Origin of the sequence: Corynebacterium sp. HMSC036D03 (assembly GCF_001836185.1) — a bacterium.
Classification (GTDB): Bacteria; Actinomycetota; Actinomycetes; order Mycobacteriales; family Mycobacteriaceae; genus Corynebacterium; species Corynebacterium simulans.
This window is the reverse complement of the sequence record NZ_KV827737.1, coordinates 367,258-389,164: the sequence shown is the minus strand read 5'-3', so window position 1 is coordinate 389,164 and position 21,907 is coordinate 367,258. Positions and strand designations below refer to the sequence as shown.

The following is a 21,907-nucleotide window of genomic DNA, read 5'->3' as shown; positions in this document are numbered from 1 at the left end:
TATCTGCTGAAATGAATTTTCATTAGTGTGGCCTTGCTGGAAATCCGTGTACGCTGGGGCCGCATGAGCAACAACACTGTTAAAGCCGTAATTGCCCGCTCCAAGGGAGCACCGGTCGAGACCGTCAACATCGTGATCCCTGAGCCAGGCGCAAACGACGTCATCGTCAAGGTGCAGGCCTGCGGAGTCTGCCACACGGACCTGGCTTATCGCGATGGCGATATCGAGGACGCCTTCCCATTTCTGCTTGGCCATGAGGCCGCGGGCGTCGTCGAGCGCGTAGGCTCCGCCGTTACCCACGTTGCCGAGGGCGACTTCGTCATTCTTAACTGGCGCGCAGTCTGTGGCGAGTGCCGCGCCTGCAAGAAGGGCGAGCCAAAGTACTGCTTTAATACCCACAACGCCTCCACCAAGATGTACCTGGCCGAAGATGATAAGGACGCAGGCGCCGAGTTGACCCCGGCCCTGGGCATCGGCTCCTTCGCGGAGAAGACCCTCGTCCACGAGGGTCAGTGCACCAAGGTGGATCCGGAGGAGGATCCAGCGGCGGCGGGACTTTTGGGCTGTGGCATCATGGCTGGTTTGGGTGCGGCCGTCAACACTGCGGAAATCCAGCTCGGCGAGTCCGTGTCCGTCTTTGGTTGCGGCGGCGTCGGCACCGCAGCCATCGCCGGCGCGAAGCTGGCGGGCGCGGCCAAGATCATCGCCGTCGACATCGACGAGGCAAAGCTCGAGACCGCGCGTGAATTCGGCGCCACCGATGTCGTCAACTCCAAGGACATGAGTGAGGATGAGGTCATCGAGGCCGTACGCCAGCTAACCGGCGGCTTCGGCACCGACGTTTCCATCGACGCCGTGGGCATCCAGCCGACTTGGCGCCAGGCCTTCTACTCCCGCGACCATGCCGGCCGCATGGTGATGGTGGGCGTGCCTAACCTCACCGACCACGTCGATATCCCAGCCATCGACCTCTACGGCCGCGGCGGTTCCATCAAGCCGGCGTGGTACGGCGACTGTTTGCCAGAGCGCGACTTCCCTGCATATGTGGCATTGCACCGCAACGGCCAGTTCCCGCTGGATAAGTTCGTATCCGAGCGCATCTCCTTGGACGAGGTCGAAGATTCCTTCGCCACCATGAAGTCCGGCAAGGTGCTGCGCTCCGTCGTTGAATTCGCATAGATTAGGAGAACTAAAGCTAATGCAGATCGACAAGGCCGTAACCAAAGGCAAGTTCCGCCTAGACGGCGGAGAGTGGGACGTGGACAATAACGTCTACGTCGTAGGCGATGCTTCGGGTGTGTACGTCGTGGACCCTTCCCACGACTTGGATGCGGTGGCCGAGCTCGTGGGCGATCGCCCGGTCAAGGGCATCCTGCTCACCCACGCGCACAACGATCACTGCGACTTGGCGCCGGCGGCCGCCGAGCGCTTTGGCGCCGAGGTCTACCTCCACCCAGATGACCAGATGCTGTGGGAAGAATCCAACGGCGGCGCCGCGTTCCACCCGCTGGAGGATAACCAGCAGTTCCAGGTCAGCGGCGAAGACATCACCGTCTTTCATACGCCGGGCCACTCGCCGGGCTGCGTGGTGCTTCACCTGCCGAGCGAGGGCGTGCTGCTTTCCGGCGATACGCTCTTCAACGGCGGCCCTGGTGCCACCGGCCGCAAGTACTCCGACTTTGACGTCATCATCGAATCCCTGCGCAATGTGGTCTTCAACCTGCCCGCCGAGACCCGCGTGCTGCCGGGCCACGGCGATGAGACCACCGTGGGCGCAGAGGCCGCGCGCATCGACGAATACGTCGCCCGCGGCTACTAAACCCGGCTGACTATTAAAACCGCCTGATTAGTCCTCGCGCGCCGAGGCCAGCAGGTAGGAGCCGTAGCCGGACTTCATGAGCGGCTCTGCCAGCGCGGCCAAGGCCGGACGGGAGATGAAACCTTCCCGGTAGGCCGCCACCTCCGGCGAGCCGATGACGGTGCCGGTGCGCTTTTGCATCACCTCGACGTAGGCGGAGGCCTCGCTCATCGAGTCCACCGTTCCGGTATCGAGCCACACGTCGCCGCGCTGCATGCGCTGCACCCGTAGCTTGCCGCGGCGCAGGTACTCCTCGTTGACGGCGGTGATTTCCAGCTCGCCGCGGGCGCTCGGGCGGATGCCCTTGGCAATGTCGATTACTGAGTTATCGTAGAAATACAAACCAACCACGGCATGATTGGACTTGGGTTGGGCTGGTTTTTCTTCGATGGACAGCGCGTTGCCTGCCGCGTCGAATTCCACCACGCCATAGCGCTGCGGATCAGAGACCTCGTAGGCGAAGATAATTCCGCCTTCTGGGTCGCGGCACTGGCCCAAGGCGGTGGCAAAGCCGTGGCCTTCGAAGATGTTATCGCCCAACACCAAGGCTACGGAGTCATCGCCGATGAAATCCTCCGCAATGAGGAAGGCCTGCGCCAGGCCCTCTGGACGTGGCTGCACCGCGTAGGAAAGCATGAGGCCTAGTTGGGAGCCGTCGCCAAGCAGGCGCTCAAAAGACGCCGAATCCTCGGGGGTGGTGATGATGAGGATCTCCCGAATCCCCGCCTGAATCAGGGTGCTGAGCGGGTAATAGACCATGGGTTTGTCATAGATCGGCATGAGCTGCTTCGAGATGCCCTTGGTGATGGGGTAGAGGCGTGTGCCTGAACCGCCCGCGAGGATGATGCCTTTCATGCTTGAAAGCCTAATCCAAAGGATAAAGCGCAAGGTAGAGCGCTAGCGCGGCGCGCCAATTCATCGGGCTAAAGCCGGTGGCCTCAATCTTGGAAAGATCCAGCGTAGATTCGCTGGGCCGGCGGGCAGGCTCGACGCCGTACTCCGCGGTGCTGACCGAGTGGACCTCGGCGGGGTCGTGCCCCATGCCGATGAACGTGGCCATGGCGAGTTCATCGCGGCCCACGGTATCGCCCCCGGAGGAGAGGTTGTAGATGCCATAAGGCGCCTGGGTTTCCAGCAGGTGCGCGATGCCCTTGGCCAGGTCCTCTGCAAAGGTGGGTCGGCCGCGCTGGTCATTGATGACCTTCGGCTCGATGCCCTTATTTGCCAGCTGAGCCATGGTTTTGATGAAGTTGTTGCCCTCGCCGAAGACCCACGAGGTTCGCACCACATAGTGCTTAGGCGCCACGCTTGCCGACGCCTCTCCCGCCGCCTTCGACGCCCCATACAGGCTCAGCGGGCTAGGGCTTTCTTCCTCGGTGTGTAATTCGGTTTCGCCGTCGAAGATGTAGTCGCTGGAGACGTGTACAAGCGTCAAGTTGTTATCGGCGGCGATGCCCGCCAGCTTGGCAGGTGCCAGCGCGTTGATTTCCCAGGCGCGGGCACGGTCGCTTTCTGCGCCGTTGACGTCGTTGTAGGCGGCGCAGTTGATGATGGCGCTGTAGCGGCGCCAAGGACGCGGCGGCGGATTGGTGATGTCGAATTCCTCGCGCGTGCAGAACTCCGCGTTCGGTAGCACCTTGCGCAGCGCGCGGCCCAGCTGGCCGTTGGCGCCGGTGACCAGCACCTTGCGCGGCGCCATGGGCGTGACGTCCGCTAGCTGCGGGTGCGCGCGGTCTTTGTCGGAGATTTCGGTCGGCTCGAGCGGCCAGTCCACCATGTCGAGGTTGACGAAGGTGTACTCCGCGTCAGGTGACCAATGATCGTTGACCAAGTAGGAATACGCGGTTTCCTCAAGTGCCTGGAAGCCGTTGGCCACGCCCCACGGGACGAAGACGGCGGTATCGGGGCCTACTTCATGGGTGACCAGCTCACCGTAGGTTTCGGAGCCTTCGCGCAGATCGCACCACGCACCGAAGACCTTGCCGTGGGCCACGCTTACCAGTTTGTCCCAGGGCTCGGCATGCAGACCGCGGGTCACGCCCGCCGCGGCGTTGAAAGAGACGTTGTTTTGCACCGGCTGGAAATCGGGCAGCCCGGCCTCAACCATCTTTGCGCGCTGCCAGTTCTCCTTGAACCAGCCGCGATTGTCTCCGTGGACGTCAAGCTCGATGAACAGTAGGCCCTCGATGGCCGTCTTGGTTACCTGCACGTGTGCTCGTTTCTTCCTGTCTAGGTTTCGTTTAATGGGGTTGCGCTGCCGGTTTAGTGGCCGTGTTGGGCGTAATGCTTCTCGACGTCGCCTTTATCCGGGCGCCACCACTTCTCATTGTCGCGGTACCACTGGATGGTCTGTGCCAGCCCTTCGCGGAAGTCAGTGTAGTGCGGCTGCCAGCCCAGCTCGCGGCGCAGCTTGGAAGCGTCCATGGCGTAGCGCTGATCGTGGCCGGGGCGGTCAGCTACGTGCTCGTAGAGCGCGCCGCCTGCAGCATTGGTCGCGCCCATGATCTCGCAGATGAGCTCGATGACCTCTTTGTTGTTGATGTCTTTCTGGTCAGCGCCGATGTTGTAGGTCTCGCCGATTTCGCCGCGATCGAGGATGGCGAGGACCGCGCTGTTGTGATCGTCGACGTGAATCCAGTCACGGACCTGCTCACCCGTTCCGTATAGCTTGGCCGGCTGGCCGTCTAACAGGTTGGTGATTTGGCGCGGGATGAACTTTTCTACGTGCTGGAAAGGGCCGTAGTTGTTGGAGCAATTCGAGATGGTTGCCCGCAACCCAAAGCTGCGCGCCCAGGCGCGCACCAAGTGATCGGAGCTGGCTTTCGACGCGGAGTACGGCGAGGAAGGCGCATAAGGGGTGGTTTCGGTGAATTTGGTAGCGGCACCGATTTCGAGGTCACCGAAGACCTCGTCGGTAGAGACGTGGTGGAAACGCACATCGTGCTTGCGGCAGGCTTCCAACAAGGTGAAAGTACCTACGACGTTGGTCTGGATGAACGGGGAGGGATCCTGCAGCGAATTATCGTTGTGGGACTCGGCTGCGAAGTGCACCACGATGTCGCTTTGCGCCACCAGTTCATCCACCAGCGCGGCATCGGCAATATCGCCGATAACCAAGCGGCACTCTACGCCTTCGAGGTTCGCTCGGTTACCCGCGTAGGTGAGTTTGTCAAGCACCGTGATGGAGACTTCTGGGCGCGTGGCAGCGACCAAGCGGACGAAGTTGGCGCCGATGAATCCGGCGCCGCCAGTAACTAGCATTCTGCGCATGGATAACAATTTTAGGCTACCTACCTTCACTATTTTCACCTCGCGATAAAACGCAAGCGCAATCCGCCCGCAGGGCACAAGTATCCTGCGATTAGGCGCTGAGTTTGTGGGCCGGGGCTTTATGTGCAGCTGGGCTGTCGTTGAAATGGATCCTTTCCGACCCTGCCGGACGATAACCAACTCTTCGAGTTATTGGGTCTCGCTCTGCATGCCCCATGTTGCGGAAACCGTCACGTCGGTCATTGTTATCCGCATGATGTCTTCTGCAGAGGAGCGTTAAGTTCTTGAGATCCGTTGCTCCACCTGCTGCCCACGCATGGAGGTGGTGGACATCGCATTCGACCCAAGGGCGGTCACAGCCGGGATGGGTGCATACCAACTCCGAGGCCGCCAAGGCTATCTTTTGATAAAGGCTTGCGCTGCGCTTGCAGCGGCCCAATTCCAGCGGGAATTTCTTATCATCAACCACACAGATGAAATCGTGTGATGCCGCTCCAATACGTAGCAGGTCCAGCGGGGAGAGCTCCACGCCAGCGTTGGTGGCGAACCGGGTGGAAGAATCCATCTCTTCCAACTCATTCAGCGTGGTGGTGATAAGCAAGGAACCCACACCACCAGTGCCGTGCTGATGAGACTCGAGATAGCTGTGGACAATGGCAGAAAGCTGGTCTGCCATTCTTTGGGAGTATGTGCGGGAGTCTTCCTCTGCCGGAAGATTTGGCCCTCCCTGATGGCGAGCTGGGGCAAATGCGGCTTTTAGCATTGCTGCCGTGGCGGCATCGACGTATCCACTGATGAAGACGCCACCATCAGCATCTGGCTGGGAGATGCGCAAGCGACGTTTTTTAATGATTGCGTCTGTATCGGAGACTGTTTTGTTTGCTACACGAATGGCCTCGCGCAGCCAGGCTCGGAGCGCAGTATGTGACATCTCCCGAGACTTCTCCAAAGCGCGCTGGCTAAGCTCTTGTGGGCCAGGGAGCGCGCCCTCCGTGAGGTGCTCAAGTTCCTGTTCGATGAGTGCGATAGTGCGCGCGTGTGCGGCTTCTTCTTCAAGCATTTGCTGGCGGCGCTTTTCTGCGGCTTCCCGCTCCCGACGGGCGCGTTCTGGGGTGGCGTCCTCACGCTTTTGTTCTACCGTTTCGCTATCACTGCCCGTCGCGCTTGAATGGGCAGAAGCTGGCGCATCTGCGGCCGCTTCCTCTGAAAGCGGGGCAAAGAGCGATTGCCCGGTCTTTATGCGCGCCTGTGCCTCCGGATAGGTCAGGCCCAAACGTGCGGTGAGATAATCTTCCGGCTTGCTGGAGCCGACTGTACGGCCAGCGTCATCTCGGGCAGCAAGGAAGGCAAAGGCGGCATCGATGGTGGTCTTCTTTCCCATTGCATTCTCGAGGTGCTCGAAAGCAGGGTGCAGACGGCCGAAGTATAGGTCCGCGGGTTCTTTCATAAGTTCCCGCAGTTCTGTTAGCGATGTGGCAATTTCGTTGACTGTGGAGATAATCGCTTCGTGTTTGTCTTGCATGGCGCCCCACCCCCCTCGGCGTTTCGATTACATGTTCTATTTTATCCACATGCAACGACCTGTCAAGGGTAAATTGGAAAATAAGTTCGAAAGTTTGGGGGGGTGGTGCTTAAGCCGGGAAGTGCGGCAATTGTTCTTGTTCCAGCCACTGCTCCAGCAGGCCATCGAGCGCGGCCGTATCTTCCGCGCGCTCGCGCAGCTTCGCAAGCAGGTTTTCCGGCGTAACCACGCCGTGGCGGCCTTCTGCCAGGTAGGAGCGCACGGCGTCGAAAAAGGCGGCGTCGCCAAGCAGTACGCGTACCGCATGTACCGTGAGCGCGCCGCGTTTGTATACGCGATCATCGAACATGTCTTGAGTGCCCGGATCTGCCAGCAGCACATCCTGCGCCTTGCGAGCGAGCACGTTGTAGTGCGAACGCGCAGACTCATGCACCGCCCGGCCATGCGCGTGCTCCATCCACAACCACTCGCAGTAGCAGGCAAAACCCTCGTTGAGCCAAATATCCTTCCACTCGCTAAGGCCCACCGCATTGCCAAACCACTGGTGGGAAAGCTCGTGAGCGATGAGACGCACGAAGGTAGGCGAGACATGGTTGGAGCCGAAAATCGAAAGGCCCTGGGCTTCCAGCGGGATTTCCAGCTCGTCCTCGGTGATGACAACCTGATATTCGTCAAACGGATAGGCGCCGAAGCAGGAAGAGAAGAAGTCCAACATCTCCTGCTGCTGGGCAAAGACCTCTTGGACAGGCGTTTTGAGCGCCGGCGGAACCCAGGCGCGCACCGAGTCGCCAAGCCTGACCTCGCTAAACTCGCCTATCTGAACCGTAACCAGGTAAGTAGCCGTGGGGTGTTCGGTGCGGTAATGCCAGCGCGTCATCGAACCGCTGGCGGATCTGCGGGAAACCAGCTTTCCATTCGAAATCACGCGGAACGGATTATCTGCGGTGATCTTGATGTCAAAGGTGGTCTTCTCGCTCGGGGTATCGTCGCATGGGAACCAGCTCGGGGCGCCGTTGGGCTGGCTAGCTACTAGAGCGCCGGATTCGGTTTCCTCCCAGCCGAGTTCGCCCCACGGGGTGCGGATGGGGCGTGGGGAGCCGCCGTAGCGGATGTGTAGCTCAAACTCGGTTCCATCTGCGATGGTATCCGCGAAAATCAGGCGCAGCTTGCCCACGGACTGGCGGAATTTCGCCACCCGCGGTGCGCCCTTGGCGGTGATGCGGCGGGCTACCATGGCGCCGCCGAGATCGAGCGTGAGCTTGTCGACGTCCTCTAGCACCCGGATATGCAGCACCGCTTCACCTTGCAAAAGGTTGGGCTCAACGCGGTAGGTAAGGTCCAGGTCATAATGGGTGACCTCATAACCTAAGTTGAACGCGACACCTGTGTAGCTATCGCGCTGTTCAGATAGTTGACCGGCGGTGGGTGCGACGTGCGAAAGGGCGGTGGAAAGCAGCTTCATAATGCTGCGATCCTACCGCCCTTTAAGGATGAAACCCTATTCGCGTTGAGGCCTTATAGGCCTATACGCCGAGAGCCGATGCAAATACGGGCCAGGACTTCTCGATGTCCTCGCGCCAGCCCGGCCAAGAGTGGGTGCCGGTATTGCGGAAGTTGAAGGTAGCCGGGATGCCCTGCTGGTCCAGCTTGGCCTTCAGGTTGTGGGTGCAGCTGTTAACCGCAGCCTCGATGATGCCGCCCTCGACCTGGAGCTGTGCGGATCCGACGAATGCGGCGGCCGGGTTCATGCCCTGTGCGGTGTAGTAAGAAGGCATATCGGTCTTGCCAGCCAGGCCGGAGGCAGACGAGACGTACAGAGTGGTGCCCTTCAGTTTGTGGGAATTCAGAAGGGCGTCATTGTGGCGGTTGTAGTCGCTGCCCATTGGGCCCCACATCTGCTCTGGCTGGCCGCCGCCACGGTTGACGGTCAGGCGCAGGAACTCATAAGGGATCTGGGAGGAGGTTGCGGCACAGCCCGCGAAGGAGCCGACTGCGTCGTAGAAGCCTGGATTGTGCTCTGCGAACAGCAGGGAAGAAGTAGCGGACATCGACATACCAGCCACTGCACGCTTGTCGGAAGCGCTGAGGCGCTGCTCGATTGGTCCTGGCAGCTCCTTGGTCAGGAAGGTCTCCCACTTCTGCGGGCCCTGCAGGTACTTACCGTTTGGCTCCTGCTCCCAGTCAGTGAAGTAGGAGAAAGCACCAGCCTGCGCAACGACAACATTGACGTTCTTCTCGTGGTAGAAGTCAACCGCGTTGGACAAGCTCAGCCAGTCAGAATCCTGCTCTGCAGATCCAGCGCCGTTGAGCAGGTAGATGGTTGGGCGGTTAGCGTCATTAGCCTTGATGACAGCCAGCGGGATATCGCGATCCATGGAAGGCGAATGAGCCAGCAGCTTCTCGACGCGGCCGTCATCCTTGTACTTCTTGTACCACTTGGTGCCTGCCACATCAGCAGGAACGGCGCTTGGGTCGATCTCAGTGATGGTGGACAGCGCAGTGTCACCTGCAATGGTTGCTGGTGCAACGGTAGCAGCACCAGCAGAAGGTACAACGAGTACGCCAGCAGCGATTGCGGCTGCGGCGATAATAGAGCTAATACGCTTCATTAACTTCTTTCCCAACGTGTCGAGAGTTTTAAGGAGAGCTTACTGTGCTGGCGCTGCTGGGTCTACCGGCAGGGAGTCAGCGGGGGCAGGCTGCTCAACATTAGGGATATCGGCGTCGTCAAGCTTTTCGTTAGCAAGTACTTCATCAGCATTGTTTGCCTCGGCGACGTGAGCCTCCGATTCTGGGGCGTTGAATGCCGTGCCGAAGACCTTCCAGGAAGCGTTGATGTCTTCCAACCAGCCCGGCCAGGAGTGGGTGCCGGTGTTGCGGAAGTTGAATGTAGCCGGCACGTCTTCGTGGTTGAGTTTTGCCTGCAAGTCATGGGTACAAGCGCTCATTGCGGCTTCGATGGCACCACCTTCAAACACGAGGGTGGAAGAAGACTTGGTCGAGCCCAAATCGGTTGCGCCCGCGAGGCCGGAGCCGGCGGACACGTAGATGTCGGTGTCACCCAGGTTGTTATTGGTCGCGTTGATGAGACCGTCGTTATAACGGTTGTACTCGCCACCCATTTCGCCCCACATCTGTTCTGGGGTAGCGCCGCCGCGGCCCAGGGTTAGCTGGAGGTAGAAGTGCGGCAGCGGCCTCGAGGTAGCGGCGCAGCCGGCGTAGGAACCGACTGCGTCGTAGAAGCGTGGGTTGTGCTCAGCCAGCAGCAGCGAAGAGGTGGCGGACATGGACATACCAGCGATGCCGCGCTGCCCGTTGCCGTTGATGTGATCCTCCAGCGGGCCAGGCAGCTCCTTGGTTAGGAAGGTCTCCCACTTCTGTGGGCCCTTAAGCCCGTACTTGCCGTCCGGTTCCTCCAGCCAATTGGTGTAGTAGCTGAATGCGCCGGCCTGCGGGATGACGACATTGACATTGCGGTCTCCGTAGAAGTCATCGATGTCTTGGGTGCCCGGCTTTTCCGGATCTAGGTCGCGGCCAGCGGTGCTGACGATCCAATCCATGCCTTGGTCAGCGCCGCCTGCGCCGTTGAGCAGGTATAGCGTCGGGCGCTGCGAATCGAACTTGCCGTCAGGGGTGATGACGGCGAGCGGGATTTCGCGGCCATTCATGGCAGGGGAAGAGGCCTGCATGGTGACGATTTTGGCGCGGTAGTCCGGGTACTTGTAAACGTAGCCGTACCACTTCAACTCGTCTGGCAACTTCGCCAGATCCAGGTCGAAGGTCAGCTCCTTGTACTTCGCGGCATCGAGGGTGCCGTCCGCTGCGGCTGCACGGTAGGTTTCGATGCTTTCTCGGTATTCGTCTTCGGAGACCAAAAGGCCCTGAATGGAGGGATCCGCGTTAAGGACTTTCCAGGCGGAATCCTCGGTGATGGTGGAAGGGGTGGCGGCGCCTGCCACGGTGGCAGCAGGCACTTCAGATGCGGTGGCCGGAATGATCGTACACCCCAAAATCAGCGCTGCAGAGGCGGCGACTTTGACCAATGAGTGGAGAGTCTTCATTTAGGTTTGCTTCCTTAGAGGGAGTCGGTAATGCGTGAGAGGGTCCTCGCATTTTCTTTGACTATATTTCCTTGTGTCCTCGCCAAAGGCAAGAGGTAGGAGAGAGGGAGTTACAGTCAAACTATCAAGTAACAAAAGTGAATGCTGGTGAACATGTGGCTTTTGTGTCATAATTTCGGCTGGAATTAGCGCACTGCGTAACGTATGTGCCTAAGATGCCGTTATAAAGAGTGCAATTTGCTCGCAGGAAACCATCCCCACCAGCAGGTTTCTTTCCCCCTCCCTGCATTTGTGCAGCAACAACAGAAAGTAAGACTTCATGAACGCTTTTGATTCCTTCATTGTCGCCATCAACAACGTCCTCGGCGCTTGGGTACACGCTGGCTCTTCCATGTCCTCCGAGGCTGCGCTGGGCATGGGTCTGTTCTAAGATATTGCTTCGGCTGAAGCAATCTCCCTTTCCTACCTTGCTTTTAAGGCAGGAAAGGGAGATTTTTTAATTCCTGTGAGGGCTGCGTTTTCGTCTTAGAAAGTTAAAAGGTACTCAATCTTGGGGGAGAGTGAGACAGCGCGGATAATCTTCCGTATTCTTGTACGCGTGACTCAAGAACATTATGACGTTGTAGTACTCGGCGCGGGCCCAGGCGGCTACGTGTCCGCCATCCGCGCAGCCCAGCTTGGCAAGAAGGTTGCTGTCATTGAGAAGCAGTACTGGGGAGGCGTCTGCCTCAACGTTGGCTGTATTCCTTCCAAGGCGTTGCTGAAGAACGCCGAGGTTGCACACACCTTCAACCATGAAGCTAAGGCTTTCGGCATCTCTGGTGATGTCTCCTTCGACTTCGGTGTTGCTCACAAGCGCTCCCGCAAGGTCTCTGAGGGCATCGTCAAGGGTGTCCACTACCTGATGAAGAAGAACAAGATTACCGAGATCAACGGCCTTGGCTCCTTCAAAGACGCAAAGACCATCGAAATCACCGAGGGTGATGACAAGGGCAAGACCGTCACCTTCGAAAACTGCATCATCGCAACGGGTTCCGTCGTTCGCTCCCTCCCAGGCGTTGAAATCGGCGGCAACATCGTTTCTTACGAGGAGCAAATCCTCAAGGATGAAGCTCCGAAGTCCATGGTTATCGTGGGCGCCGGCGCAATCGGCATGGAGTTCGCATACGTTCTGGCTAACTACGGCGTGGACGTCACCATCGTCGAGTTCATGGACCGCGTCCTGCCGAACGAGGACAAGGACGTCTCCAAGGAGATTGCTAAGCAGTACAAGAAGCTTGGTGTGAAGCTGCTGACCGGCTTCAAGACCACCTCCATCAAGGACAATGGCAACGATGTCACCGTCGAGGTCGAGTCCAAGGACGGCTCCAAGACCGACACCCTGACCGTTGACCGCTGCATGGTCTCCATCGGCTTCGCACCGCGCGTTGAGGGCTTCGGCTTGGAAAACACCGGCGTTGAGCTCACCGAGCGCGGCGCTATCGCAATCGACGATTACATGCGCACCAACGTTCCGGGCATCTACGCAATTGGCGACGTCACGGCAAAGCTCCAGCTTGCACACGTTGCTGAGGCACAGGGCGTGGTTGCTGCTGAGGTTATCGCTGGCGCTGAGACCCAGCTACTGGGTGACTACATGAACATGCCGCGTGCTACCTTCTGCAACCCGCAGGTTGCTTCCTTCGGCTACACCGAGGAGCAGGCACGCGAGAAGTTTGCTGACCGCGACATCAAGGTCGCAACCTTCCCGTTCTCCGCAAACGGCAAGGCAGCGGGCCTTAACGAGACCGCCGGCTTCGTCAAGCTCATTGCTGATGGTGAGTTCGGTGAGCTCATTGGTGGACACATGGTTGGCTCCAACGTCTCCGAGCTTCTGCCGGAACTGACGCTGGCGCAGCGCTTCGACCTCACCGCTGAGGAAATCGGACGCAATATCCACACCCACCCAACGCTTTCTGAGGCAATGAAGGAAGCCGCCGAGGGCATCGGCGGCCACATGATTAACCTCTAAGCGCTTTTCGCGTTAAGGCCCCCGCGAGGGGGCCTTTTCTGCATCTTCTGGCAAATACCCAGTCCTGGAAACACAGACCTGCCGTTGCCACAACATCCAGGAGTCCAATTGTTTCATGCCGATTTAGAGCACTACTTAGCCATTGTTGAGCGGGTTTATGTTGCGGTGCAGCGGAGTGGAAGGCATAAACGAGAATGTTGACATCAGGAATGATCATCGAGTACCGCCCACACAGCTTCTTTGTTGCTGAGATCAACTAGAGCCGGTCCGCCGCAATCGAAGGAGGGCAGGTTAACGGGGGTGTCTTCGGTACTGATGCGGGCTTCCTTCTTGAGGGCAGCGCGGACCGCCTCTTCGACGTATGAGCTCAAAGTGACATTGTTGGCTTTGGCTTGGACCTTCGTTTCTTCAAGGAGTTTCGGCGGGAGGTTTATCGTCGTGCGCATACCTTTAGGGTAGAAAGCATCAAGTCATCATTCAAGAGGTGCAATGATGTATCTGCCTTCAGGAAGCCGTGAAAGGTTGACTGGTGTCTTAATTCAGTGCGAGCGTCAGGATCAGTACTCCGATGGAGAACGCGAGCATGCCTAAGCAGTTGATCCAGAATGCGCTACCGAGGAAGTGGGCGCGGACATGGGCTGCTGCGGCCGCGCAGAAATAGGCGATGACTCCAATCATGGCTGTGATTCCTACGCCGGGGAACCAGAGGCCGGCAATGAGTCCTACGGCGGCGAGGCACTTGATGACAATGAGCGCCCACCACCAGTCCTTGGGGAGTTTGACGCCGCTGAGGCAGGCTTCGATGAAGGGGACTGGTTTGAGGGAGAGGGCGGCGTCGCCAAGCAGAATGGCTGCTAGTAGAAGGGAGGGCCAGGCTGGGGAAGATTCTAGGATCATTGGGTTACTCCGAATGCGGTGTTGAGGCGTTCGATCGATGAGGCGGCTTGGGATGTGAGGTGCTCGGTGTCGTAGATTCCGGCGGCCCAGCCGATGAGTAAGCCGAGGTAGACGTTGTACAGCAGGTCGGCGTACTCGGCCGCATCGGCGCTGCTGAGCCTGGTGCCGAGTCGCAGGGTGATTTCATCGGTCAGGAGCGTTTTGAGTGCGGTGAGCGCTTCGCCTTGATTGCCTTGTTGGATGAGTGCTGCGCCAAAGGCGCGGGAGAGCTCTTCGTGGCCGGTAAACATCTGGAGGAAAGGTCTCAGGACATCGAGAAGGCTATCGGATTGTCCCCGGATGTCATCGTGGAGTTCTGAAATGTGTTGGCCAATGGTGCGGATGAGCAGCGTTTGTTTGTCGCCGACTCCCATGACGGTTCCCACGCTAACGCCAGCTTCGGATGCGATAGTCCGGATGCTGGTGGTGGCGTAGCCCTGAGTGAGGAAGAGTTCGTAGGCGGTGGCTAGGACCTTGCTGACGGTGCCAGCTTTGGCGGCCGAGCGCGATGAGTGAACGTGTTCAGTGAACATGTTCAAAAGGGTAGCTCTTGATGGTTTCGAGGTCAATGACGCCGAAGTGTTGACAGTTGGCGCTAGGCCAGCGTGGGGAAGACGCGGTCGCGCAGCAGGTGTGCAAGCTCGCGGTCGGGGGCTGCTGGGTTGACCCAGGCGGTGTCGCCGATTTCGGCGGCGGCATGGGGTTCGTCGGCGGTGACGGTGCGGGTGTAGGTGAAGATGGTGCCGACGACGACCTCGCCCGGTTCGTTGGCGGCGGGAGCGTCGAAGGTGCCGAGTTTGTTGAGGCTCTCGGCGTCGAGGGTGAGGCCTACTTCTTCGGCAACTTCGCGCAGGGCGGCGTCGACAAGCGCCTCGCCCGCCTCGGGCTTGCCGCCGGGCAGTTGGTACTTGGTGGAGGACTTCTTGCGCACGGTAAGCACGTGGCCTTGTGGGTTGCGGATGACGACGGCTGCTACTTCAATCATGGCTGCTGATTGTAGGCGGCCTAGAGCAGCGGCAGGAGCACGAGGGCGAGATTGAGTGCGATGACCAGCGCGGCAAGCGTCCAGCCCACGGCCATAGACCAGGGTTTCGCGGCGAACTCACCCATGACGTCCCGGGAGCCGGCATAGCGGAAAAGCGGGATGATGGCGAAGGGGATGCCCAGGGAAAGAAGTGCCTGGCTGACCACCAGTGCCATAGTGGGGTCGACCCCGCAGCCGATGATGACCAGCGCCGGGATGAGCGTGACCAGGCGGCGGACTAGTAGGGGGACCTTGATGTGAAGCAGGCCGTCCATGATTTCGGAGCCGGCGTAGGCGCCCACTGACGTCGAGGCGAGGCCGCTGGCCAGCAGGCCGATGGCGAAGAGAACGCCGGCCAGCGGGCCGAGGTGGCTGGCAATCGCCGTGTGGGCCCCGGAGATGGTCTCTGTGCCGTCCACGCCGTAGAGGGCCGAGCCCGCCAGGACCAGCAGGCCCACGTTGACGAGCCCGGCGATGGACAGCGCCACGGCGATGTCCGCGCGGGTGCCGGCCAGCACGTGGGGGATTTCCAGGTCGGGGTAGCGCTGCTTGGTCAGGGAGGAGTGTAGGTAAATGGCGTGCGGCATGACGGTGGCGCCCAACATGGAGGCGGCCAGCAGGATGCTGTCCTTGCCCTCTAGGCGGGGGATGAGGCCGCCGGCCACGTCGGCGGGGTCGGGCGGGGCGATGGCGAGGCCGGCAAGGAAGCCGATGCAGATGACCAGGAGCAGGCCGATGACAAGCCCCTCGAACCACTGGTTCTTCTTCTGGAAGATGAGGAGAATGATGGAGACCGCGCCGATGATGAGCGCGCCCGCGAACAGGGGGAGGTTGAAGAGGAGTTGCAGGGCAATGGCGCCGCCGATGACTTCGGCGAGGTCGGTGGCCGCGGCGATGAGCTCGGCCTGGGCCCACATGCCTAGGCGCGCGCGGCGGGAGAGACGCTCGCCCATGATTTCCGGCAGGGAGCGGTGGGTGACTAGGCCCAGTTTGGCGGAGTGGTACTGGATGAACATGGCCATGAGGTTGGCCACGACGAGTACCCACACCAGGAGGTAGCCGTAGTGGGAGCCGGCGCTGATGTTGGCGGCTACGTTGCCGGGGTCGACGTAAGCCACTGCAGCAACGAAGGCGGGGCCGGTGAGGCTGATTAAGGTCTTACGCATAGGCATCTCCATACCAAAAGTTCAACTACTTGAAGTCTAGTTTTCATCGCCATATGTTCAAGCCAGGGGGGTGGCGATCCCGCGAGAACAAACGGGATGCTTGTGCGACCACGAGGTCTGGTTTTTCGGGGCTGGGTATTTGCGTTCCGGCAGCGAAGCGCGACGCCGCAAGCCCGGGATGTCGCGTGCTTAGTACGGCGCCACTGCAGAGCGATGGGCGTCGATTGTCAGCGTTTCGTTGATGGCGGGGAAGGCGCGCTGGGCGCAACTGGCACGCGGGCAGGTGCGGCATCCGTTGCCAATCGGGGTCGCGGCAGATAGGTCGCCCAGATCAAGACCCTCGGCATATACCGTGCGGTCAGCATGACGAGCCTCGCAGCCCAGGCCAATGGCGAAGAGCTTATTTGTATCGCCGTAGCGGCCCTGGTGGTGCTGAACCGAACGCGAAATCCACAGGTAGTTGCGCCCATCGGGCATCTGCGCGAGCTGGCGGGAGATAACTCCGGGGTTAGAGAAGGTCTCATAAATGTTCCACAGCGGGCAGGTACCGCCCGAGTTGGAGAAGTGGACGCCGGTGGCTGATTGACGTTTGGACATATTGCCGGCGCGGTCCACGCGGACGAACGTGAATGGAATGCCACGCTTGTTCGTGCGCTGCAGGGTAGAAAGGCGCGAAGCCACCGTTTCGTAGCCCACGCCAAAGACCTGGCATAGGTATTCCAGGTCATAGCCCGATTGCTCTGCTTCAGAATGAATAGTGGTGTAAGGAAGGATTGTGGCTGCCGCAAAGTAGCTGGCGATGCCTCGCTTAGCAAGGTTGCGCGAGGCGTCGGAAGTGAAGGGCTCTTCGTCGACAAGGGAGTCGATGAGCTCGCCAGCTTCCAGAAATCCCAGCTCAGCAGCCATTCGGAAGGCGCGCTGCCCCTCGGAGAGGCGGCTGGCGAGGCGGAACGTTCCGCTTTCGCGGTCGAAACGGTGAAGCGTGCCATCCATTTGTGGTGTCGTTACGATCTCGACGCCGTGTTTGTCGCGCAGCCGCGCTGAAAGGGCGGCCTCGGTATCGCGGATGCGGAATTGCGAAACGTCCAGCTCAGAAGCGAGCGTCTCAGCGTGAACGTCTAGTTCATCCAGGTAGTTTTGGCGCGCATAGAAGAAGTCGCGGACTTCGTCGTGTGGCATGGAAAGCGCCTGTGTGCCTGCGGAGCGGCGGGTATCGGTGGCAAGGGACAGTTTGTCGCGAACATTGCCGTAGCGGCGGTGAATCTCCACCAGCGTGCGGGCCACGGTGGGGTGGTTATAAACCAACTCGGACAATTCTTGCAGTTCAACGGGGGAGGGGCATAGCTCCTTGTCCTGGATGACATCCTGGATTTCAGCCAGTAGGCGGGAGTCATCATCGCGGGAGAAGAAGGTGGCGTCGACGCCAAATACCTCAGTAATGCGCAGCAGTACCGGTACAGTTAAAGGGCGGACGTCGTGTTCGATCTGATTGACATAGCTAGCCGAAAGCCCCAGCGTAGAGGCTAGAGAGGCTTGGCTTAGATCCCGTTCGCGCCGCAATTGGCGCAGGCGTGAACCCACGTAAGTCTTACTCATGTGAAAAAGATTACCGGCCCCTGCCATCCTGTAACAGGATTTTTGCAAAGACTGTGTGAAGGTTCTTAACCTCCCTGCGAATAGGGGTAAAAATGTGTGGAGTGTGGGCGGTGTGACTCCTGCGAAAGTTTGACACATAAAGGGGTGAGCTAGTCACTCCGAAAATTAGCTGTGACGAACCTCATAGACGCTGGGAATTTCGCAACGTGAGTATTGCGTAAAAAGCAGCGTGCAAGGTAAACGGCTTTTCGAATACTCCGTTTTAGGCGATCCTTACCTAATGAAATTTCTACGGACTGCTTAGGCCCTTAAGAAGAGACTGCTTTGGCCCGAATTTGACTAGTTGCCAGCGGATAAGGCTGCGTAAGGTAATAGCGACTATGGAGGTGTCATGTCTGTAAAAAATCCTGACCGTGAGGCAATCGCTCACGGCCGCATCACTAACGAAACGATTCGTACTAAGCCTTCCGTACCCACCTGGGCACTGAAGATTACGATGGCCATCACCGGCCTGTTCTTTGCGCTTTTCGTAGTCGGCCACATGGCCGGCAACCTGAAGCTTTACTTGCCGGCGCACGACGGCGACGAAGCACTCGATATCTACGGCGAGTTCCTGCGTGATCTGGGCGCACCGCTCATCCCGCACGGCCACCTGCTGTGGATGATCCGCATTGTTTTGCTGGCTTGCGTTATTGCACATATTTACGGTGCATTCGCACTTACCGCTCGCTCCAAGCAGTCCCGCGGCAAATTCAAGCGCACCAATCTGATGGGTGGCCTCGACTCCTTTGCAACCAAGACCATGCTGGTCACCGGTGCAGTCCTGCTGCTGTTCATCGTCTTCCACCTGCTGGACCTCACCATGGGTGTGCAGCCGGTTGCGCCTGAGGCATTCGTGCACGGCGAGGTCAAGGCAAACATGATTGCCACCTTCAGCCGCTGGCCAGTCACCATCTTCTACGTTCTGGCGATGTGCTGCCTGTTCCTGCACCTGACCCACGGCATCCGTCTGGCTGCTTCTGACCTGGGTATCACCGGTGCGAAGTGGCGTCAGGTCTTCGTGATTCTGGCCTACATCATCCCGGCTGTAGTTTGCATCGCAAACATCGTTATGCCGCTGTCCGTCGCCCTGGGTTGGGTCAGCTAAAGGAGCTTTTTAAAAAATGACTAACACTGAACTCAAGCGCGAGCATCCGAAGTTCTCGCACCCGACGTCGATTGTCCCGGGCGTCACCGCAGGTCGCATCCTGGAGTCCCACGAGCCGCACGGCGTTCCGATGAAGGAAATGTGGAGCTACCAGAAGGATCATATGGATCTGGTCTCCCCGCTTAACCGCCGCAAGTTCGAGATCGTTGTTGTTGGTACCGGTCTGGCGGCCGGTTCCGCAGCTGCCGCCCTCGGCGAGCTGGGCTACAACGTGAAGGTCTTTACCTACCACGATTCCCCACGTCGTGCGCACTCCATCGCTGCGCAGGGCGGCGTCAACTCCTCCCGCCACAAGAAGGTGGACAACGACTCTGCATACCGCCACACCAAGGACACCGTGAAGGGCGGCGACTACCGCTGCCGCGAGTCCGACTGCTGGCGCCTGGCATATGAGTCCGTGCGCGTTATCGACCACATGAACGCCATTGGTGCTCCTTTCGCCCGCGAGTACGGCGGCACCCTGGCAACCCGCTCCTTCGGTGGTGTTCAGGTTTCCCGTACCTACTACACCCGTGGTCAAACAGGCCAGCAGCTGCAGCTGTCCACCACCTCGGCGCTGTACCGCCAGATTGGCCTGGGCAACGTGGAGCTGTTCGCTCACCACGACATGCAGGACATCATCACCTACAACGACAATGGTGTGAAGCGCGCGGGCGGCATCGTTACCCGTAACCTGATTACCGGCGAGCTGAAGGCCTTCACCGGCCACGCAGTAATCCTCGGTACCGGCGGCTACGGCAACGTCTACCACATGTCCACCCTGGCTAAGAACTCCAATGCTGGCGCCATGATGCGTGCTTACGAGCACGGCGCATACCTGGCTTCCCCGGCATTCATCCAGTTCCACCCGACGGGTCTTCCGGTCAACTCCGAGTGGCAGTCCAAGACCATCCTCATGTCCGAGTCGCTGCGTAACGACGGCCGCATTTGGTCCCCGATCAAGGAAGGCGACGACCGCCCCGCCAACGAGATTCCGGAGGAGGAGCGCGACTACTTCCTGGAGCGCCGTTACCCGGCCTTCGGCAACCTCGTTCCGCGTGACGTTGCATCCCGTGCGATCTCCCAGCAGATCAACAAGGGCCTGGGCGTCGGACCACTGCACAACTCCGTTTATCTGGACTTCCGCGATGCAATTCAGCGTCTGGGTAAGGACAAGATCCGTGAGCGTTACTCCAACCTCATCGAGATGTACGAAGAGGCAATCGGCGAGTCCGCATACGAGACCCCGATGCGTATCGCACCGACCTGCCACTTCACCATGGGTGGCCTGTGGACCGACTTCAACGAGATGACCGCTATCGACGGCCTGTTCGCCGCCGGTGAGTGCTCTTGGACCTACCACGGTGCGAACCGCCTGGGCGCTAACTCCCTGCTGTCCGCATCCGTCGACGGCTGGTTCACCCTGCCATTTACGGTTCCTAACTACCTGGCTAAGCACCTCGGTGAGGACAAGCTGGCTGAGGATTCGGCCGAGGCACAGAAGGCTGTTGCGCGCGCACAAGATCGCATCGACCGTCTGATGGGAGTGCGTGGCAATGACCCGCACGGCCCAGCTCACTACCACCGTCTGCTCGGTGAGATTCTCTACTGGGGCTGCGGCGTTTCCCGTAACGTCGAGGACCTCAAGGTCGCTATCCAGAAGATTCGCGATCTGCGCGAGGAATTCTGGGCTAACGTCCGCATCACCGGCAACGCCAACGACATGAACCAGGTCCTCGAGTACGGTCTGCGCGTTGCTGACTACATCGACCTGGGCGAGCTCATGTGTGTTGACGCCCTGGACCGTGACGAGTCCTGTGGTGCGCACTTCCGTGACGACCACCTCTCCGAGGATGGCGAGGCTGAGCGTGACGATGAGAACTGGTGCTTCGTTTCTGCCTGGGAGCCAGGCGCAAACGCTGGTGAGTTCATTCGCCACGCAGAGCCGCTGTACTTTGATTCGATCCCGCTGATGACAAGGAACTACAAGTAATGAAACTGACACTTGAGATCTGGCGTCAAGCCGGACCGACGCAAGAAGGCAAGTTCGAGACCGTGCAGGTTGACGACGCCGCCGAGCAGATGTCCATCCTGGAGCTGCTCGACCACGTCAACGAGGGCATGGTCGAGGCTGGCAACGAGCCTTTCGCATTCGCATCTGACTGCCGTGAGGGCATCTGCGGCACCTGTGGTTTGCTGGTCAACGGCCGCCCACACGGCCCAGGCCAGAACACCCCGGCTTGCCAGCAGCGCCTGTTCCAGTTCAAGGATGGCGACAAGATCAAGCTGGAGCCATTCCGCTCTGCCGCATACCCGGTTATCAAGGACATGATCGTGGACCGCTCCAAGCTGGACCACGTCATGGAGCAGGGTGGCTACGTCTCCATGGACGCCGGCACCGCTCCGGATGCCGATACCCTGCACCTCAACCACGAGACCGCCGAGTACTCCCTCGACCACGCGGCCTGCATCGGCTGCGGTGCCTGCGTGGCATCCTGCCCGAACGGTGCAGCTCACCTGTTCACCGGCGCGAAGCTGGTTCACCTTTCCCTCATGCCGCTGGGCAAGGAAGAGCGTGGCCGTCGTGCACGCAACATGGTCGATGACCTCGAGCAGAACTTCGGTCACTGCTCCCTTTACGGCGAATGCGCTGACGTCTGCCCAGCAGGCGTTCCGCTGACCGCTGTGTCCGCAGTTACCCGCGAACGTGCACGTGCTGCTTTCCGCGGCAAGGACGACTAAGATATAGTCATTCACAGGAATAACAGGAACGAGAGAAAGTTTCAGCCATGAGCGACAACACCCACGCAGTTGCTGATCACGCAAGTGAGACCTACCCGGAGTTCTCCGGCAAGATCCAGGACTCTTACATTGAGGGATACGACCCAGTATCCTTCGGCGCACCGCACTCTTCTTTGCTGCGCACCTCCACCTGGGTCGGCATGGGCCTGATCCTTTCTCTGCTGCCGGCAGCCGGCACCCTGATTTGGGGCCTCGGCGCTGGTGCCTTCCAGTACGGCGTGGGCCAGGAAAGCTCCAAGATTTCCATCATCGTCGGTGCTGCCCTGCTCGTCGTCATTGCTGTCGCTTGCGTTGGTCTCATCCACTACGGTCGTCGTTACTATCGTCAGTACCGTTCTGAGACCGGTCGTATCAACTAAGCTGGTGCGAACTTAGCATTCCTGCCACAAGCGCCCCTAGCCATCCTCGATGGAGGCTAGGGGCGCTTTTCATTTGCCTATCTGCACCAGGGAAGAGGCCGCGCGCTGAATCCGTT

The 21,907-nt window shown here is 59.5% G+C and carries 20 protein-coding genes; 7 read left to right on the top strand and 13 right to left on the bottom strand.

Annotated features, from left to right (window positions below):
- Window positions 1-63: 63 nt before the first annotated feature.
- Entirely contained in the window at window positions 64-1,179 is a 1,116-nt protein-coding gene (locus HMPREF2692_RS06635; protein ID WP_061920252.1) for an S-(hydroxymethyl)mycothiol dehydrogenase, read from the top strand.
- A gap of 19 nt (window positions 1,180-1,198) precedes the next feature.
- A complete protein-coding gene (locus HMPREF2692_RS06630) occupies window positions 1,199-1,819 on the top strand; it encodes an MBL fold metallo-hydrolase (RefSeq protein WP_049146096.1) in 621 nt (206 codons plus the stop codon).
- Window positions 1,820-1,846: 27 nt separating this feature from the next.
- Here HMPREF2692_RS06630 and rfbA read toward each other — a convergent pair whose 3' ends face one another.
- The 7 genes from rfbA to HMPREF2692_RS06595 all read right to left on the bottom strand — a co-directional run bounded on the left by rfbA (window position 1,847) and on the right by HMPREF2692_RS06595 (window position 10,711).
- Window positions 1,847-2,713, bottom strand: coding sequence for a glucose-1-phosphate thymidylyltransferase RfbA (gene rfbA, locus HMPREF2692_RS06625; RefSeq protein WP_070823092.1), 867 nt, complete (start codon window positions 2,711-2,713; stop codon window positions 1,847-1,849).
- A 10-nt stretch (window positions 2,714-2,723) separates the two neighbouring features.
- On the bottom strand, window positions 2,724-4,067 hold the full coding sequence (gene rfbD / locus HMPREF2692_RS06620; protein WP_061920254.1) for a dTDP-4-dehydrorhamnose reductase: 1,344 nt from the start codon (window positions 4,065-4,067) through the stop codon (window positions 2,724-2,726).
- 53 nt (window positions 4,068-4,120) lie between these two features.
- Window positions 4,121-5,119: a dTDP-glucose 4,6-dehydratase gene (gene rfbB / locus HMPREF2692_RS06615; RefSeq protein WP_201040630.1), complete on the bottom strand. Its 999-nt coding sequence runs from the start codon at window positions 5,117-5,119 to the stop codon at window positions 4,121-4,123.
- Between the two features lie 100 nt (window positions 5,120-5,219).
- Window positions 5,220-6,650: an HNH endonuclease signature motif containing protein gene (locus tag HMPREF2692_RS06610; protein ID WP_070823090.1), complete on the bottom strand. Its 1,431-nt coding sequence runs from the start codon at window positions 6,648-6,650 to the stop codon at window positions 5,220-5,222.
- A gap of 109 nt (window positions 6,651-6,759) precedes the next feature.
- Complete coding sequence (locus HMPREF2692_RS06605; protein ID WP_070823088.1) at window positions 6,760-8,112, bottom strand: M1 family metallopeptidase; 1,353 nt, start codon at window positions 8,110-8,112, stop codon at window positions 6,760-6,762.
- A 61-nt stretch (window positions 8,113-8,173) separates the two neighbouring features.
- Complete coding sequence (locus tag HMPREF2692_RS06600; RefSeq protein ID WP_070823086.1) at window positions 8,174-9,259, bottom strand: alpha/beta hydrolase; 1,086 nt, start codon at window positions 9,257-9,259, stop codon at window positions 8,174-8,176.
- A 39-nt stretch (window positions 9,260-9,298) separates the two neighbouring features.
- Window positions 9,299-10,711 (bottom strand): alpha/beta hydrolase, encoded by a 1,413-nt coding sequence (locus tag HMPREF2692_RS06595; protein WP_070823083.1) that lies wholly within the window; start codon window positions 10,709-10,711, stop codon window positions 9,299-9,301.
- A gap of 598 nt (window positions 10,712-11,309) precedes the next feature.
- On the opposite strand from HMPREF2692_RS06595, the gene lpdA reads away from it, so the two are divergent.
- Window positions 11,310-12,722, top strand: a complete 1,413-nt coding sequence (gene lpdA / locus HMPREF2692_RS06590) for a dihydrolipoyl dehydrogenase (RefSeq protein WP_061920262.1) — start codon at window positions 11,310-11,312, stop codon at window positions 12,720-12,722.
- Between the two features lie 203 nt (window positions 12,723-12,925).
- Here the strand turns inward: lpdA and HMPREF2692_RS06585 are convergent, their stop codons facing one another.
- From HMPREF2692_RS06585 to ramB, 6 genes are all read right to left on the bottom strand, one after another.
- Window positions 12,926-13,168 carry a YlcI/YnfO family protein gene (locus HMPREF2692_RS06585; RefSeq protein ID WP_005292604.1) on the bottom strand — a complete coding sequence of 81 codons (243 nt, stop codon included), beginning with the start codon at window positions 13,166-13,168 and terminating at the stop codon, window positions 12,926-12,928.
- An 88-nt stretch (window positions 13,169-13,256) separates the two neighbouring features.
- A complete protein-coding gene (locus tag HMPREF2692_RS06580) occupies window positions 13,257-13,619 on the bottom strand; it encodes a DoxX family protein (RefSeq protein ID WP_005292602.1) in 363 nt (120 codons plus the stop codon).
- Complete coding sequence (locus HMPREF2692_RS06575; RefSeq protein WP_005292598.1) at window positions 13,616-14,191, bottom strand: TetR/AcrR family transcriptional regulator; 576 nt, start codon at window positions 14,189-14,191, stop codon at window positions 13,616-13,618. Before HMPREF2692_RS06575 ends, HMPREF2692_RS06580 begins: the two co-directional genes overlap by 4 nt.
- 62 nt (window positions 14,192-14,253) lie before the next feature.
- The gene (locus HMPREF2692_RS06570; RefSeq protein WP_005292595.1) at window positions 14,254-14,643 is read right to left on the bottom strand and encodes an NUDIX hydrolase; all 390 of its coding nucleotides are present in this window, start codon (window positions 14,641-14,643) and stop codon (window positions 14,254-14,256) included.
- A gap of 20 nt (window positions 14,644-14,663) precedes the next feature.
- Window positions 14,664-15,848 carry an Nramp family divalent metal transporter gene (locus HMPREF2692_RS06565; RefSeq protein WP_011272788.1) on the bottom strand — a complete coding sequence of 395 codons (1,185 nt, stop codon included), beginning with the start codon at window positions 15,846-15,848 and terminating at the stop codon, window positions 14,664-14,666.
- 189 nt (window positions 15,849-16,037) lie between these two features.
- Window positions 16,038-17,444 carry an acetate metabolism transcriptional regulator RamB gene (gene ramB, locus HMPREF2692_RS06560; RefSeq protein WP_070456770.1) on the bottom strand — a complete coding sequence of 469 codons (1,407 nt, stop codon included), beginning with the start codon at window positions 17,442-17,444 and terminating at the stop codon, window positions 16,038-16,040.
- A 391-nt stretch (window positions 17,445-17,835) separates the two neighbouring features.
- Between ramB and HMPREF2692_RS06555 the strand changes: the two genes are divergently transcribed.
- The 4 genes from HMPREF2692_RS06555 to HMPREF2692_RS06540 are packed head-to-tail and all read left to right on the top strand — an operon-like array spanning window position 17,836 to window position 21,791.
- Window positions 17,836-18,591, top strand: coding sequence for a succinate dehydrogenase cytochrome b subunit (locus HMPREF2692_RS06555; RefSeq protein ID WP_070432506.1), 756 nt, complete (start codon window positions 17,836-17,838; stop codon window positions 18,589-18,591).
- 16 nt (window positions 18,592-18,607) lie between these two features.
- Window positions 18,608-20,623, top strand: coding sequence for a fumarate reductase/succinate dehydrogenase flavoprotein subunit (locus HMPREF2692_RS06550; protein WP_062036090.1), 2,016 nt, complete (start codon window positions 18,608-18,610; stop codon window positions 20,621-20,623).
- Entirely contained in the window at window positions 20,623-21,372 is a 750-nt protein-coding gene (locus HMPREF2692_RS06545; RefSeq protein WP_061920270.1) for a succinate dehydrogenase/fumarate reductase iron-sulfur subunit, read from the top strand. Before HMPREF2692_RS06550 ends, HMPREF2692_RS06545 begins: the two co-directional genes overlap by 1 nt.
- Before the next feature lie 47 nt (window positions 21,373-21,419).
- On the top strand, window positions 21,420-21,791 hold the full coding sequence (locus tag HMPREF2692_RS06540; RefSeq protein ID WP_062036087.1) for a hypothetical protein: 372 nt from the start codon (window positions 21,420-21,422) through the stop codon (window positions 21,789-21,791).
- Window positions 21,792-21,907 lie beyond the last annotated feature (116 nt).

What these genes read in the sequence shown, in the direction of transcription:
- HMPREF2692_RS06540 (WP_062036087.1), top strand. Translation starts at nt 21,420, where the DNA reads ATGAGCGACAACACCCACGCAGTTGCTGATCACGCAAGTGAGACCTAC.
- ramB (WP_070456770.1), bottom strand. Translation starts at nt 17,444, where the DNA reads ATGAGTAAGACTTACGTGGGTTCACGCCTGCGCCAATTGCGGCGCGAA.
- HMPREF2692_RS06575 (WP_005292598.1), bottom strand. Translation starts at nt 14,191, where the DNA reads ATGTTCACTGAACACGTTCACTCATCGCGCTCGGCCGCCAAAGCTGGC.
- rfbB (WP_201040630.1), bottom strand. Translation starts at nt 5,119, where the DNA reads ATGCTAGTTACTGGCGGCGCCGGATTCATCGGCGCCAACTTCGTCCGC.
- HMPREF2692_RS06555 (WP_070432506.1), top strand. Translation starts at nt 17,836, where the DNA reads ATGTCTGTAAAAAATCCTGACCGTGAGGCAATCGCTCACGGCCGCATC.
- HMPREF2692_RS06545 (WP_061920270.1), top strand. Translation starts at nt 20,623, where the DNA reads ATGAAACTGACACTTGAGATCTGGCGTCAAGCCGGACCGACGCAAGAA.
- HMPREF2692_RS06585 (WP_005292604.1), bottom strand. Translation starts at nt 13,168, where the DNA reads ATGCGCACGACGATAAACCTCCCGCCGAAACTCCTTGAAGAAACGAAG.
- HMPREF2692_RS06605 (WP_070823088.1), bottom strand. Translation starts at nt 8,112, where the DNA reads ATGAAGCTGCTTTCCACCGCCCTTTCGCACGTCGCACCCACCGCCGGT.
- HMPREF2692_RS06600 (WP_070823086.1), bottom strand. Translation starts at nt 9,259, where the DNA reads ATGAAGCGTATTAGCTCTATTATCGCCGCAGCCGCAATCGCTGCTGGC.
- HMPREF2692_RS06610 (WP_070823090.1), bottom strand. Translation starts at nt 6,650, where the DNA reads ATGCAAGACAAACACGAAGCGATTATCTCCACAGTCAACGAAATTGCC.
- HMPREF2692_RS06565 (WP_011272788.1), bottom strand. Translation starts at nt 15,848, where the DNA reads ATGCGTAAGACCTTAATCAGCCTCACCGGCCCCGCCTTCGTTGCTGCA.
- HMPREF2692_RS06630 (WP_049146096.1), top strand. Translation starts at nt 1,199, where the DNA reads ATGCAGATCGACAAGGCCGTAACCAAAGGCAAGTTCCGCCTAGACGGC.
- rfbA (WP_070823092.1), bottom strand. Translation starts at nt 2,713, where the DNA reads ATGAAAGGCATCATCCTCGCGGGCGGTTCAGGCACACGCCTCTACCCC.
- HMPREF2692_RS06635 (WP_061920252.1), top strand. Translation starts at nt 64, where the DNA reads ATGAGCAACAACACTGTTAAAGCCGTAATTGCCCGCTCCAAGGGAGCA.
- HMPREF2692_RS06595 (WP_070823083.1), bottom strand. Translation starts at nt 10,711, where the DNA reads ATGAAGACTCTCCACTCATTGGTCAAAGTCGCCGCCTCTGCAGCGCTG.
- HMPREF2692_RS06550 (WP_062036090.1), top strand. Translation starts at nt 18,608, where the DNA reads ATGACTAACACTGAACTCAAGCGCGAGCATCCGAAGTTCTCGCACCCG.
- HMPREF2692_RS06580 (WP_005292602.1), bottom strand. Translation starts at nt 13,619, where the DNA reads ATGATCCTAGAATCTTCCCCAGCCTGGCCCTCCCTTCTACTAGCAGCC.
- HMPREF2692_RS06570 (WP_005292595.1), bottom strand. Translation starts at nt 14,643, where the DNA reads ATGATTGAAGTAGCAGCCGTCGTCATCCGCAACCCACAAGGCCACGTG.